This window comes from Brevundimonas sp. (genome assembly GCF_024711105.1).
In the GTDB taxonomy this organism is placed as follows: Bacteria; Pseudomonadota; Alphaproteobacteria; order Caulobacterales; family Caulobacteraceae; genus Brevundimonas.
In genome coordinates this window covers 20,267-33,516 of sequence record NZ_JANJTL010000014.1, presented here as the reverse complement: position 1 = coordinate 33,516, position 13,250 = coordinate 20,267, and the positions used below count along the sequence as shown (strand labels likewise).

Here is a 13,250-nt window from a genome sequence, read left to right as displayed (position 1 = left end):
GCCCGCGACGTACGTCAGCTGCACCAGCACGCCGGGGAGACCCTCAAGCGAAAGCGATCCCTCGACGGCCGGGCCGCTTGATCCCAGTCCGACCAGGCCAAGCGCCCAGGTCAGGGCCTCGGGCTTGTTGGTCAGGCCCGTGCCGATGATCAGCGCCGCGATGACCAGGATCAGCGCCCGGCCCGCCCATTCCACGAACTCCAGCGCCGGGTTCGAAGGAATGTCCCCCACTGGAATGGGTCGAACGACATGCTGGCGCTCACGAGGCGCCAGCAGAACGCCGAGCACGCCGATGCCCATCAGGCACGCCATCAGGGCGTAGGAGAGGTTCCAACTATAGAGCTGCGCGAGGATCAGCGGCACGGCCCCCGCGACGATTACGGCGACGCGGTAGCCAAGCTGATAGGAGGCGGCCATGACCCCCTGGCGGGTGTCGTCGGACGCCTCGATGCGCCAGGCGTCGATGGCGATGTCCTGTGTCGCTCCGAAGAAGCCGACAATGAGCGCGAAGGCCGCCACCGCGCCCAGGGACGTCGCCGGGTTGGAGCCCGAGATCATCCAGAGCCCGAGGATGATCAGCCCCTGGGTGGCCAGCATCCACGACCGGCGATGGCCCAGCCACTTGGTCAGGACCGGAATGCTGGTCCGGTCGACCAGCGGAGCCCAGACCATCTTCAGCGAATAGACCAGTCCCGCAAGCGCGAAGAACGAGATGACCTCAAGGGACAGGCCGGACTCACGGAGCCACGCGGACAGCGTGTCGTAGATCAGCAGGTTCGGCAGACCGGCGGCGAAGCCGAGCAGAAGCATCGCGAAGACGCGCCGCTCGCCGTAGACCTTGATCGAGTCCCACCAGCCGAGCTTTTCGGCGGTCGCTCCGGTGTCGTTCGCCATGCGGGCGGTCCCCTTCAGGGCGCCCCCGCGCCCGCTGTCAGGACGCCAGCTTTACCCGACCGTCGCGGTTCGTCCAGCGGGCGAGCGTGGCGCGGAGCTGGTCGGCGTCGACGGGCTTGGCGAGGTGGTCGTTCATGCCGGCCTCCAGGCAGGCGCGGCGATCCTCGGCGAAGGCGTTGGCGGTGAGCGCCACTATGGGGGTCGTGTCGCCCCGGGCGCGCAGCGCTCGGGCGGCGGCGACACCGTCCATGCCGGGCATGCGCATGTCCATCAGCACCAGGTCGTAGCGGGCCCGGGTCATGGCCTGGAGCGCCTCGTGGCCCGAGGCGGCGGTCTCGACGGCGCAGCCCTCGCGCCGCAGCAGGGTGCGGGCGAGCAGGGCGTTGACCGGATTGTCCTCGGCCAGCAGCACGCGCAGGCCGGCGTTGCGCAGCGGCGCCACGCGGTCGTCGTCGCGGACCGGGCCGGCCTCGGCCGGCACGCCGTTGAGGATGGCCAGGATCCGCTCGGCCAGGGACGTGCGGCGCAGCGGCTTGATCAGGTAGCCGGCGAAACCGATGTCGCGATAGCGCTGGATCAGGTCGCGGTCGGCGGGCCTGAGCAGGATGATGCCCCGGCCCTGCTTCGGCGCGGGCGCCAGCACACCGCCGGTCGCCAGCGCGTGGTCGACCAGCACGACGCGGCACGCCGCATCGCCCGGATCGTCGGTCATCCGCGCCGTTCCGCCACAAGCCTCGACCTGGGCGGCGGCCGTCTCGCGCACCATGGCGTCGGGCGAGCAGACACAGACCTGCACGTCCTTCAGGGGGCGGCCGCGCGGGGCCGCGTCGGGCGCGGTCTCGAACTCGGCCTCGACCCAGAAGCGGGCGCCGCCGCCGGGCCGGTCCTCGACCCCGCAGGCGCCGCCCATCGCCCTGGCCAGGCGCTCGACCACGGCCAGGCCCAGGCCTGTGCCGCCGTGCTCGGTCGCGTCGGAGGGGGCGACATGGCCGAACTGTTCGAACACGCGCCGGCGCGCCTCGACGGGCACGCCCGGGCCGGTGTCGTCGACGAGGAAGCGCAGCGTCGGCCGCTCAGGCGATCCGCCGCTGCGCTCCACCGCCAGGCGCACGCCGCCCGAAGGGGTGAACTTCACCGCATTGCCGGCCAGGTTGAACAGGATCTGGCGCAGCCGGCCGTCGTCGGCCAGCACGTCGGGGGCGTCGGGACTGACGGTCCAGACGATCTCCAGGGCCTTGTCGTGGGCGCGCGGGCTGAGCAGCTCGGCCACGCCCTGCAGCAGGTGCTCCAGGTCGACCGGCGCGCGCTCGAACTCGACCTTGCCGGCCTCCAGCCGGGCGTAGTCCAGGAGGTCGTTGACCAGCCCCAGCAGATGCTCGGCGGATTCGCGCGCCGCCGCCGCATAGGCCCTCTGCGCGCCGTCCAGCCGGGTGCGCTGAATGAGGCCGAGCATGCCGATCACCCCGTTCAGCGGCGTGCGCATCTCGTGGCTCATCAGACGCAGGAATTCCTCGCCCGAGCCTGTCTCCTGGGGTTTCGTCCGCGCCCTTCTGGCCATGCCGCCTCCCGGTGATGAGGGCAGTATGGCGCGGCCGGGTTAAGGCGGGCTCAAGGCCGCGCCGGGGGCGGCCCACACAGCCAGCGCGAGACCAGCGCGACCTTGCCGGCGTCATCAAGGCCTTGGGCGTCGAGGTCGGACCAGGTCGGGAAGCGCAGCGCGTGGCGGATCGTCGGGGCCACGTGGCCGCTCGGGGCGACCCCGTCGAAAGCGCCGATCAGGTCCGCGCTCACCCCGTCGAGGTAGTCGAAGAAGCCCGACATCGGCACCATCAGCGCCGGCACATGGGGCAGGTCCGCGAACAGCGAGCTTAACATCCGGGCCGCGCGCGAGAAGTAGCCATAGAGCGCCGTCGCGGCAGCCGAGAAGCGCGCGGCGGGGTCGGCGATGTCGGCCCAGTCGCCCGGCTCGGGCGGCGGGTTGAGCGTCGACCAGTGCGAGGAGCACGCCTGGAAGATGGCCGCCTCGTCCGGAAAGTGCCGATAGACGGTCAGCCGCTGCACGCCCGACCGTTCTGCGATGGCGCTGACCGTCGTCGCGCGCGGTCCGATGGATTCGTGCAGCTGCATGGCGGCTTCGACGATCCTGCGTCGCGTCTCCTCCTGGGCGCGGGCGCGCTCTCGCAGCCGATAGGGTCGCTTTTCGTCCGTCATTGAGTGAACATGAGTGATCACTGAATGCTTGACAAGCCCCGATGCGCCGCTTAACGCATTTTCGTTGAACACTTCTGTTCCATGAAATGAGGACCGCCATGACCCCTGTCACCGACCCTGCCCTGCACGCGACCCAGCGCATCACCGACGCCTGGACGGCGTTGCCGTCCTGGATGTCCATTCCGACCCTGGGCGCACTGCCGGTGAACGCGTTCCTGCTCAAAGGCCCCGAGCCGGTGCTGGTCGACACCGGCGTGAGCATGCTGGCCGAGGTGTTCGCTGCGCGCCTGAGCGAAGAGATCGATCCGCGGGACCTGCGCTGGATCTGGCTCAGCCACACCGACGCCGACCACGTCGGCGCGCTCGACCGCGTCCTTGACCTCGCCCCGAACGCCACCATCGTCACCAGCTTCCTGGGAGCCGGCAAATTGGGTCTGCTTGGGGCTGGCAATCCCTCGCGGCTGCGCCTGCTGGAGCCGGGCGAGGTGTTCGAGGTCGGCGGGCGGCGCCTGCATCAGGTGAAGCCGCCCTACTACGATGCGCCGGAGACGATGGGCTTCTTCGACGAGACCGAGCGGGTCTATTTCGCCGCGGACGCCTTCGGCGCCCTGTTGCCGGGAAGCGTCGAGACCATCGATCAGATCCCGGCCGAGACCCTGCGCGAGGGACTCGTGGCCTGGTCCAGCATCGACGCGCCGTGGCTCGCCCAGATGGACCAGGCGGCGCTGGGACGGATTCTCGGCATGCTCGACCTGCTGGAGCCCGCTCACGTCCTGTCTGCTCACCTGCCGACCGCGAACGGCGTCGCCGGCCTCACACGCGTGGTGCGCGACGCCTACGGCCGCGGCGCGACCGAGGCGGTCGGGCCGAACGCCGCGAGTCAGCTGGAGGCGCTGTTCGCTTGACAGGAAGCCAACGTAGCCTTTGCCTCAATCAGACGAACCTGGCCGGCAGCATCATGCCGCCGAACAGGAGCGCGATAATCGTGATCGCCAGGACGTGAACCCAGGGCCGGGTTGATCGCGCGGCCGCCGCCGCAAGCGCCAGGCAGAGCAGCAGACTCGCAGCGACCACGGCTTCGGTCAGGCGGAACTCGCGCAGGCGCCAGTTCTCCAGTGACTGGATGACGAGGTTAAGCGCCATCCAGACGGCGAGAAGCGTCCATGGCTGGGCCCGGTTGGCCATGTAGGCCTCTCTCAGCACCAGGCCCTCGGCCGGAACCTCGTCGGGCAGCGCCGCCGCCATCATCAGGAAGCTGACGCACAGAAGGAGGATGTTCGGCAGAAACTCGAGGAAGCTGACGCCGTCGTGCGCCCGGAACCAGAAGTAGATGTACCACCACAAGATCACGGACAGCAGCATCTGGAGCCCTGCGAAGCTCAAGGCGAGCCAGTCCCATGTGACCCGTGCCCGCGCTCGAATCAGCCGGTGAAGGCTGACCAGCAGGTCCGCAATGCCGAGGCCGATGATGATGCCGGCGAAGCCCAGGGCGAATTCGGCGATCGACATGCTTTTCCCCTTATCTGACGGCATCTTGTCAGCCATCCCTTAGCGACGCCAGCACCAGGGTAGTCCGCCGACCGCGCCGATGGCCGTGCCAGGAGGGCCTCCGACTCGCGACAGCCTATGGTGTGTTCTAGACACCCTTGCGCAGCGACCGCCGGTGATCTGCCGCCAGGCGAGTCCTGGTCCGTTCGGAGAGGGGCCTGGCGGTTTCCCTGCCGGCGAGGCCGCCGGTCAGCGCCGCTGCAGCAGCAGGCGGTCGCGGGTGTCCGGGGAACCCTGGCTGGTGCGCAACTGGCCCAGGTAGATGTCGATCAGGCCGTCGCCGTCGAAGTCGGCCAGCTCGACCCCCAGCACATGGGCGCCGACGTCGCCGGGCAGGACCTGGGCGGTCACGTCTGAGAAGCGGCCGGCGCCGTCGTTCAGCCAGACGGTGATGAAGGGCCGGACGGCGCGGACCACATCGAGGTCGCCGTCCCCGTCCAGGTCAGCGAAGCGGGCGTCGACGGTCAGGCCGTCGCCCGTGGGCAGGCGCGCCTCGGTCTCGTCGGCGAAGCGGCCCGAGCCATCGTTGATGTAGAGCCGGTCGCGGCCGTCGCGGCCCATCCAGTTCGGGTGGCTGAAATAGAGGTCGAGGTCGCCGTCGCCGTCGACGTCCACCGGCGCCACCTTGCGGGCCTCGATGAAACCGGGGGCCGGCAGGCGCTCGCGGCTGACGTCGGTGAAGCGGCCCTGGCCGTCGTTGAGCCACAGGGCGTGGCCGCCCTCCAGCCCCAGCACGATGTCGAGATCGCCGTCGCCGTCGAGGTCGGCGAACTCCCCATCCTGGCCGGTCGCGGCCTCGCGCGGCAGGCGCAGGTCGGTCTCGTCGCGGAAGCCGCCCCGGCCATCATTGATGAGCAGCCGGTCCTGGCCGGCCCCGACGATCAGCAGGTCCGGGCGGCCGTCGCCGGTGAGATCGGCGTGGGCGACCGCATTGGCCTCGGTGTCCGGCAGGACGCCGCGCACCCGCGTGAAGCGGCCGTCGCCCGCGCCGCGATAATATTCGTGCACCCCGGTCCGGCCGAAACGGACGTCGTCCTCGGTGACGATGATCAGGTCGAGCACGCCGTCGCCGTCGAAGTCGGCGATGGAGACGTCCTCGCTGTCGTGCCCCATGCCGGACTGGTTCAGCTGGGGCGGGCCGAGCGCGAGTTCGTCCTCGGCCAGGGCCTCGAGCGCGCCCTCCCCCAGCCGGAAGCGGCCGCCCGGCTCGCCGAAATAGACTGCGTTCAGGAGCCACTCCTGCGGCGTCACCAGGTCGAGCAGCCCGTCGCCGTTCAGGTCGGCGGCCTCGACGTCCATCGAGTTCCAGGCCGGGCTGTCCGGCAGATGGGTCTCGGTCACGTCCTCGAACCGGATCTGGGCCATCGCCGGCGAGGCGCAGATCGCCAGGGCGGCGACGGAAAACAGGGCAGCGCGCATGAAGGATCCTCCCGCACGGAGGTTAGGCCATGGCCGCGCGGGAGGAACGTGAAGCTTTGGTCAGGTTGGCCTCAGCCCTGGACCATGGCGTAGCGGGCCAGCATCAGTCCCACGACGTCGACGAGGGTGTGGGCGATGATGTTGGCCGAGAGGTTGCGCTTCCAGACGTAGAGCAGGGTCAGGGCGCCGCCCGCCACGGCCACGAAGATCAGGTGCCCCGCCGACCATGAGGTGGCGTGCAGGACGACGAAGGCGGCCAGGGACAAGAGGGCGGCGACCCAGGTCCGGCCGGTCAGGCTCTCGAGCCGGGTCACGGCGTAGCCCCGGAACAGGATCTCCTCGACCACTCCGGCGCGCAGCGCCATGGCCAGGATCAGCCAAGGTGGGATCTGGCCGAAGTCGAGCGTGGCGGCCTCTGAAACTCCCAGGCCGAGGAGCTGCAGCAGGAGCTGCGTCGCCGCGAACAGGGCGATCAGAACCACGCTGCCCAAGAGGCCCCAGAAGACGGATCGCATCCCCGGCCAGCGCAGGTCGATCGAGCCCAGTCCGCGGCGTTCCGCGACGAACATAATGAGCAGCACGGCCAGGGCAGTCGCCCACCAGCCCCCCTCGCCAATCATCACCTGTTCCGCCTGAGGCAGCTCAGGAAACAGTTCCGAGGGGCGCAGGAAGAGCAGCATCGCCGGCAGGCCGAAGGCGGCGGCGAGCCCGAGGAGGGACGCGGCGCCGAACGGCGCCGCACGACGGTCGGCGGTCATGAGAACAATCCTGTAAAACGGGTTGAAGTGGACACCGTCAACATATACGAGGTGTGGACAGTGTCAACACTGACGTTGGCGCCGCGCTGGAGCCGCTCGCATGTCCCGAAAGTCCAAGGCCAACTATCACCACGGCGACCTGCGCCGTGCGCTGGTCGACGAAGCCTGCGCGGCCCTCGAGCGCGAGGGCCTGGAGGGCGTCAGCCTGCGCAAGCTGGCGGCCGGCGCGGGCGTGTCCCACAATGCGCCCTATCGGCATTTCGCGGATCGCGCCGCCCTGCTCGCCGCAGCCGCCGAGCAGGGCTTCGCCGACCTGACCGAGCGGCTGGACAAGGCCGCGAGCGGAACGGGCGGTCTCACGACGCTAGCCGAGACCTATTTCGCCTTCGCCCGCGAACGCCCCCAGATGTACCGGCTGATGTTCACCAGCGATGAGATTCGCCCGCCGTCCGGACCCGAGGCGAACCTGTCGGCGACGTCCCGGCAGACGTACGCCGCGCTGCGGGAGGCGGTCCTCAGGGGCGTTCCCGATCGGCGCTCGGACCATCATGGGGGGCTCGCGGCCCTGATGTGGGGGGCCCTGCACGGCTTCACCATGCTTCTGCTGGACCGGCGGCTCCAGCCCTGGATGCTGGAGGGCGTCGCCGAGGAAACGCTCAGGGACGCCCTGGGCCGGGCGATGCCGGCCTTCGGGCGGGCGGTCGACGCCGAGTTGGCCTGACGCCGTCCAGGAGTCTGCCGCCGGCTTCTGTGTCGGCCCCGGGCAGGCTAATCATCCGAACGGTGGTGAGGTTCGGCGGATCATGAAACTGTATTCGGCGCTGCAGCGCAGGCGCGCGGACGAGACGCCCGACATCCTGGACGCGGATGGCAAGCGTCAGCGGGCGATCGGCTTCTTCCGGGGGGACACCTGCAACTTCAACCCCAGCCTGGCCGACCACGGCGCGCCAGGATTCCTGGCGCGCAGCGTGCTGCATGGCTGGTTGCCCGAGGGGCCGCTGCTGACGCCCGGCACGCGGATCACCGCCTTTGGTTCGTGTTTCGCGGCGAACATCACGCGGCACCTGCTGGAGCGTGGCTTCGACCTGTCCGCCGAACGCGAGCCGAACATCCACATCAGCCGGATGATGGAGGCCCTGGTGAACACCTGGGCCCTGCTCGGCCAGTTCGAATGGGCCTTCGGGGAGGCCCCGCCAGACCACGCCCTTTGGCACGACTGGGACGGTCACGAGGTCGGCCGCGACGAGGAGACGCGTATCAGGACGCGCGAGGTCTTCGCCTCCACCGAGGTGTTCGTCATCACCCTGGGCCTTTCGGAAGTCTGGTTCGACGAGGTCAGCGGCGGCGTCTTCTGGCGGGCGGTGCCGACTGACCGGTTCGATCCGGCGCGGCACAAGTTCCGGGTGAGCACTGTCGCCGAGAACAAGGCCAACCTGGCCCGCATCGACGCCCTGATCCGCACCCACGTGCCGAACGCGAAAGTGCTGTTCACGCTGAGCCCGGTGCCCCTCGCCGCGACCTTCCGCCCCGTGTCGGCGATGACAGCGAACTCGGTGTCGAAGGCGATCCTGCGGGCCGCGCTGGACGAGTTCCTGCGCGAACGCTGGGATGAGGTGAACCGGCGGCTGTTCTACTTCCCGGCCTATGAGCTTGTGAACGAGCTGTTCGCCGACCGCTTCAACGACGACGGGCGCCACCCGCGGCGTCCCGTGGTCGAGGCGGTGATGCAGGTGTTCGACGCCTTCTACTGCGAGGGCGGCCCGACGCTCGAAGCGGCCGAGGCGCAGCTGGGCCAGACACGGCTGAAGACCGCGCGCATGGCGTTGCGCCGCCTGCGCGAGCAGTTCGACCCGCCGGCCTAGAAGGCCGCGACTGGACGGGGCGCGGGCGCGGGTCCGATTGGTTCGAACCCGGGGCGCCGATAGGCCAGGGCCTCGGCGATATGGCGGCGCAGGACTCCGGTCGAGCCCTCGAGATCGGCGATGGTGCGCGCCAGCCGCAGCGTCCGGGTCCAACCCCGCGCGGTCAGGGCGCCGGCCTCGCCGGCCCGGACCATCAGATCGCGGCCGGGTTGATCCGGCGCGGCGATCCGTTCGAGCGCCGGGCTTGAGGCGCGCGCGTTCAGCGCCTCGTCCGGCCCCAACCCCTCGGCGGCGGCGCGCTCGGCGGCGACGGCCCGCGCCTGGGCGACCCTGGCGGCCGCCTCCGCGGTGCCCTCGGCCGGAGGCGGGAGGGCCATGTCCGCGGCGGTCACAGCCGGCGCCTCGACCTGCAGATCGAAGCGGTCGAGCAACGGTCCCGACAGGCGGCCTTGATAATCCCGCTGGCAGCGGGGCGCCTTTCCGCAGGCGCCCTTGCCGACGCCGCCCAGGCCACATCGGCAGGGATTCATCGCCGCGACCAGCTGGAACCGCGCCGGATACCGGACGTGGGCGTTGGCACGGGCCACCGTCACCTCGCCCGTCTCCAACGGCGTTCGCAGGGAATCCAGCGCCTGGGGGCTGAACTCGGGCAACTCGTCCAGGAAAAGCACCCCGTTGTGGGCCAGGGACACCTCGCCCGGCTTGACCCGCACGCCGCCGCCGGTCAGCGCGGCCATGGAGGCGGAATGGTGCGGACTGCGGAACGGCCGGACGCTGGTCAGGGCGCCCTTGGCGATCATCCCGGCCAGCGACCAGACCATCGAGGTTTCCAGCAGCTCCGCCGGCGTCAGCGGCGGCAGCAGGCCCGGCAGGCGCTGGGCCATCATCGACTTGCCCGAACCGGGAGGCCCGACGAACAGCATGGTGATGACTTAGAGACCCGCATACGGTAGCAATCAGGCACCGCTTCGGGGTCACGAAGATGAACTATCCCCTTTCGAAAACCACCGCTCAGGGTGTCGCGGCTGTGGATGCGGCCGCACCGGCAACGGCGGCGGCTCCCCGTGTCTATTCGTATGTCCGGTTCTCGACGCCGGAACAGGCGCTGGGCGACAGCAAGCGGCGGCAGGTGGAGGCCGCTCGGGCGTGGGCGGAAGAGCGAGGTCTCTCGCTGGACGACACTCTCACCGACGAGGGCGTCAGCGGCTTCTCGGGCGCGAACACGCGGGGGGATGCGGCCCTAGGCGCGTTCCTTTCGGCGGTTCACGGCGGCGTCGTGCCCCGGGGGAGTTACTTGCTCGTCGAGAACCTTGACCGCCTGTCGCGTGACACCCTGCTGTTCGCTCAGAACACCCTCACGGGGCTGCTGATGGCGGGGATTACCGTCGTCACCATGGGGGACGGACGGGAGTATTCCGAGGAGAGCGTCGCCGCCAATCCCACGGACCTATTGCTCAGCCTTTTGGTGTTCATGCGGGCAAACGAGGAGAGCGCCACCAAGGCGAAGCGGCTCAGGGCCGCTTGGGAGAACAAGCGTCGACGGGCGGGACAGGGCGAGCGGCTCACGTCGGTCGCCCCCGCTTGGCTCCTGCCGGTGACCGGAGGGCACGGCTTCGAACTCATAGAGGATCGCGCCGCCGTGGTTCGCCGCATCTTCGCTGAAACCATCGAAGGCAAGGGGCAGGGCCGGATCGCCGCCGACCTGACACGCGAGGGCGTCGCCACCTGGAGCGGAGGGGAAGGCTGGCACCGCACCTACATCCGCAAGATACTCGACAACCCCGCCGCTATCGGGACGTTGGTCCCCCACATGACCGAACGAAAGCGCGGCGGCGGTGTCGTCAGGAAGCGCGTGGGTGACCCGGTTCAGGGCTACTTTCCCGCCGTCGTCGATGCCGAGACTTGGGCGCGGGCGCGCGCCGTCGTCGGCTCTGGGCCCGGCGCGCGAGCCTCGGGCCGAGGGCGTCATGCAGGACAGCCCATCAAGCATCTGTTGGCGGGCCTCGCTACCTGCCCTGTGTGTGGGCAGGCCATGACGCGCGTCACCAAGGGACCGAAGGGGGGGCGGCCCTATCTGGTCTGTGCGAAGGCGAAGCGGGGCGCCGATTGCGTCTATCACACCGTCCCCGTGGAGGCTGTCGAGGAGGCGCTGCGGCGCGACCGAGTCTCGATCATTGAGGGTCACCCTGTCGCGGACGACGCCGTGGCCGAGACACGAGAGGCGTTGCGACAGGCCGAGCGGGAGATTGACGCCGTCGTGGAGGAGCGAGCCGAGTTGGACGCGCTGAGGCGGCAGAGGAAGCTGCTTCCGGTGCATCGCCAGCGGGAGGCGGAACTGTACGGACGGCAGCAGGACCTTGAGACCCAGCGGGAAGCCCTCAGGCACACCTTGGCGGTCAGCGGGAAGGCTCTGGTGAACGCCGTCGTCGAGCGCCTCTGGGACGCTCTAGGGGACGCCGAGGGGGACGATCTGACCACCGCCAACGCGGCTCTACGGGCGGCGTGGACTGCCGTCGTCGTGGAGTATGATCGCGAGGCGCTAGTGCTGCGCTGGCGGCATGGAGGCGAGAGCGAGGTCAGCTACGCCCACCCGTTCGGGTACCCCTTGAGGAGAGCGGCTGGGCGAGGCCGCCGGGGGTCTTGACGTGCGGAGGAGCGCCCCTACTCGCGCGGGCGCGTCCTTAGGTTCTACCTGGGGGTGACCATTGTGTACCATCCTTGGAGCCCCGAGGCCTCCTGAGGAGGTCATGAGGGTTCTTTCCTCATGATGTTCCCGACGTCGATCCTCATGAGGTCACCTGAGGGTTACCTACAGGGTGTCTAAGTAGGTCTCGCTACGCTCGACCTACTCACTACGTTCGTAGGCTCCGCGCGGCGGCCCGGAACTGACGGGTTTCAGCCTCGCCTCTCCGCTGCCCTGCTTTAAAAACGGCTCGATTTTGGGTCACTCGTCGGCGAGGTTCTTTTCACAGGGCGCGTTGTCGTATGCCCCCCGTGCCGGGGGCTCTTTCCTACCGGCACACGACGCCTCATATGGCAAATGCCTCCATTTGCCCCGCAGATGGCCGCTGAGCCGCTTTGTATGGTGCGGCGGTGTCCTACAGCCTGATCATCAGTTGCGCCTGTAGGGTGCCCTCCTGAGCTCTCTGCGGGCATTGCTGCTTCGGTGGGTAACGGCCCAGCGCATTGGCTGAGCCGTCCCCGTCGATAGCTATGCGCCGGTGGTCAGGCTGATTTGGTGCCGCAGCGAACGAAGCGCCGTAGCGCGGTGGAGGTTCGACCAGTGACCCCGGGCTTTGCCGAGTTGGTCCGGCAGGTGACCGACGTCCTTGATGGCGTTGGCCGTCTCGCGCACCAGCTCCGGACCCGCCTCATCCCACAGACGCAGGACGGCGGGGAAACCACCCACCCATGATGCTCGGTTGGTTGCCGGGTCATACTGCACGCAGTTCCGGAACGAGGCGAAGATCGGGAACAGAGCCCCCTTCGTCAGGCGGTAACGCTCGCTGGACCCGTCGGTGAAGCGGCACTTGAACGCCTTGTTGGTCGCGGCCTCCTCCACGATGCGGAGACGCCCCGCCGCCGGAGAGACGTGCTTGTTCCACAGCGGCCGGAAATCATGCCGGATGGTGTCCATCAGGAACAGCGCCTCGAGGAGCAACGGCTCCATCGCGGCGAAGGTGCGGCGGGTCAGATCGGCCTCGTGATCCTTATGATCCTTGGCATACTTCTCCAGCGCCTTGCTGGGCTTCTCGTAGGCGTGGATGGGGTGTGCGCCGTCTTCGTTGGGGAAGTCGATGACGTTGAGCGCCTCGAGCGCACAGATGAGGTCACGGACGTGGACGTCTCCGACGTCGCTCTCTCGCCACGCCACTTCGCGCGCCCACGCTTCTCCCGACACGATGGCCTTGAGCGAGTCGAAGCGACCCTCCTTGTCGAGGATGCTCTCGCTCTTCACGGCGATGCCCGTGTTCTGACCCTTAGCGATATCGGGCTTGAGGAATGCCAAACCGGTCGCATCCACGCCGGTAAAGATCTTCACATCGACGTGCTGCTCGTCAGGGATCACACCATCGAGGGCGGCCTCTTCGATGATCAAGGCCGTGTGCGCGCCGTTCACGATCCCATCTTCGTCGCGGATCATCACCCGGTACTGGCCACGCGTCTTGTCCACCAACTCAACGCTGTCGGCGATGATGGTGATGCCCAAGTTCATCAGGTCGAAGCTGCCGGGAACGGCTTCCGTCCCCTTCAGGCTCTCTTTGACGTCCTTGTAGACCTGGCGGTTCATGCCGACGGCGGCGCGGGCGTTCGCGCCTGTCGGGATTTGGTGGGGGAGTTTGCTGGCCTGGATCAGGAACGAGTGCTTCTGAACACCAGCGAAGACCGGGTGGCGCACGCTGCGCGCCTCCACGACCTCAAAGAGGAAGGGCTTGGACATATCATTTCTCCGCAATGCCGACGATGCGGCTTGCCTAGGTTGTGCGAGTGCGCAGGATCACGCCTCGCACACCAATGGTCCGCCAGTCGTCCGCCAGAGTCAACCCGGCCTCATGCG

Annotated in this window: 11 protein-coding genes and 1 pseudogene; 4 read left to right on the top strand and 8 right to left on the bottom strand. The window is 68.9% G+C overall.

Going from position 1 to position 13,250, the window contains the following annotated elements:
• The 3 genes from Q0M60_RS01010 to Q0M60_RS01000 all read right to left on the bottom strand — a co-directional run.
• Positions 1–894, bottom strand: an 894-nt coding sequence (locus Q0M60_RS01010) for an MFS transporter (RefSeq protein WP_296814805.1), incomplete at its 3' end; no start/stop codon positions are given.
• 37 nt (positions 895–931) lie between these two features.
• A complete protein-coding gene (locus Q0M60_RS01005; protein ID WP_296814802.1) occupies positions 932–2,452 on the bottom strand; it encodes a response regulator in 1,521 nt (506 codons plus the stop codon).
• A gap of 50 nt (positions 2,453–2,502) precedes the next feature.
• Complete coding sequence (locus Q0M60_RS01000) at positions 2,503–3,105, bottom strand: TetR/AcrR family transcriptional regulator (protein WP_296814799.1); 603 nt, start codon at positions 3,103–3,105, stop codon at positions 2,503–2,505.
• Positions 3,106–3,203: 98 nt separating this feature from the next.
• Here Q0M60_RS01000 and Q0M60_RS00995 point away from each other — a divergent pair, with 98 nt between their 5' ends.
• On the top strand, positions 3,204–4,010 hold the full coding sequence (locus Q0M60_RS00995) for an MBL fold metallo-hydrolase (protein WP_296814798.1): 807 nt from the start codon (positions 3,204–3,206) through the stop codon (positions 4,008–4,010).
• A gap of 28 nt (positions 4,011–4,038) precedes the next feature.
• Here the strand turns inward: Q0M60_RS00995 and Q0M60_RS00990 are convergent, their stop codons facing one another.
• From Q0M60_RS00990 to Q0M60_RS00980, 3 genes are all read right to left on the bottom strand, one after another.
• A complete protein-coding gene (locus tag Q0M60_RS00990) occupies positions 4,039–4,614 on the bottom strand; it encodes a hypothetical protein (RefSeq protein WP_296814795.1) in 576 nt (191 codons plus the stop codon).
• A gap of 228 nt (positions 4,615–4,842) precedes the next feature.
• Entirely contained in the window at positions 4,843–6,072 is a 1,230-nt protein-coding gene (locus tag Q0M60_RS00985) for a VCBS repeat-containing protein (protein ID WP_296814792.1), read from the bottom strand.
• A gap of 71 nt (positions 6,073–6,143) precedes the next feature.
• On the bottom strand, positions 6,144–6,830 hold the full coding sequence (locus Q0M60_RS00980) for a CPBP family intramembrane glutamic endopeptidase (protein ID WP_296814789.1): 687 nt from the start codon (positions 6,828–6,830) through the stop codon (positions 6,144–6,146).
• A gap of 100 nt (positions 6,831–6,930) precedes the next feature.
• On the opposite strand from Q0M60_RS00980, the gene Q0M60_RS00975 reads away from it, so the two are divergent.
• Together Q0M60_RS00975 and Q0M60_RS00970 are read left to right on the top strand one after the other, a co-directional pair.
• Entirely contained in the window at positions 6,931–7,551 is a 621-nt protein-coding gene (locus Q0M60_RS00975) for a TetR/AcrR family transcriptional regulator (protein ID WP_296814786.1), read from the top strand.
• Positions 7,552–7,633: 82 nt separating this feature from the next.
• On the top strand, positions 7,634–8,692 hold the full coding sequence (locus tag Q0M60_RS00970) for a GSCFA domain-containing protein (protein ID WP_296814783.1): 1,059 nt from the start codon (positions 7,634–7,636) through the stop codon (positions 8,690–8,692).
• On the opposite strand, the pseudogene Q0M60_RS00965 reads toward Q0M60_RS00970, so the two are convergent.
• A pseudogene (locus tag Q0M60_RS00965) lies at positions 8,689–9,615 on the bottom strand (ATP-binding protein); the annotation flags it as partial. The gene Q0M60_RS00970 and the pseudogene Q0M60_RS00965 overlap by 4 nt on opposite strands.
• 59 nt (positions 9,616–9,674) lie before the next feature.
• Between Q0M60_RS00965 and Q0M60_RS00960 the strand changes: the two are divergent.
• Complete coding sequence (locus Q0M60_RS00960) at positions 9,675–11,336, top strand: recombinase family protein (RefSeq protein WP_296814781.1); 1,662 nt, start codon at positions 9,675–9,677, stop codon at positions 11,334–11,336.
• Positions 11,337–11,903: 567 nt separating this feature from the next.
• Here Q0M60_RS00960 and Q0M60_RS00955 read toward each other — a convergent pair.
• Positions 11,904–13,133: an AIPR family protein gene (locus Q0M60_RS00955; RefSeq protein ID WP_296814780.1), complete on the bottom strand. Its 1,230-nt coding sequence runs from the start codon at positions 13,131–13,133 to the stop codon at positions 11,904–11,906.
• Positions 13,134–13,250 lie beyond the last annotated feature (117 nt).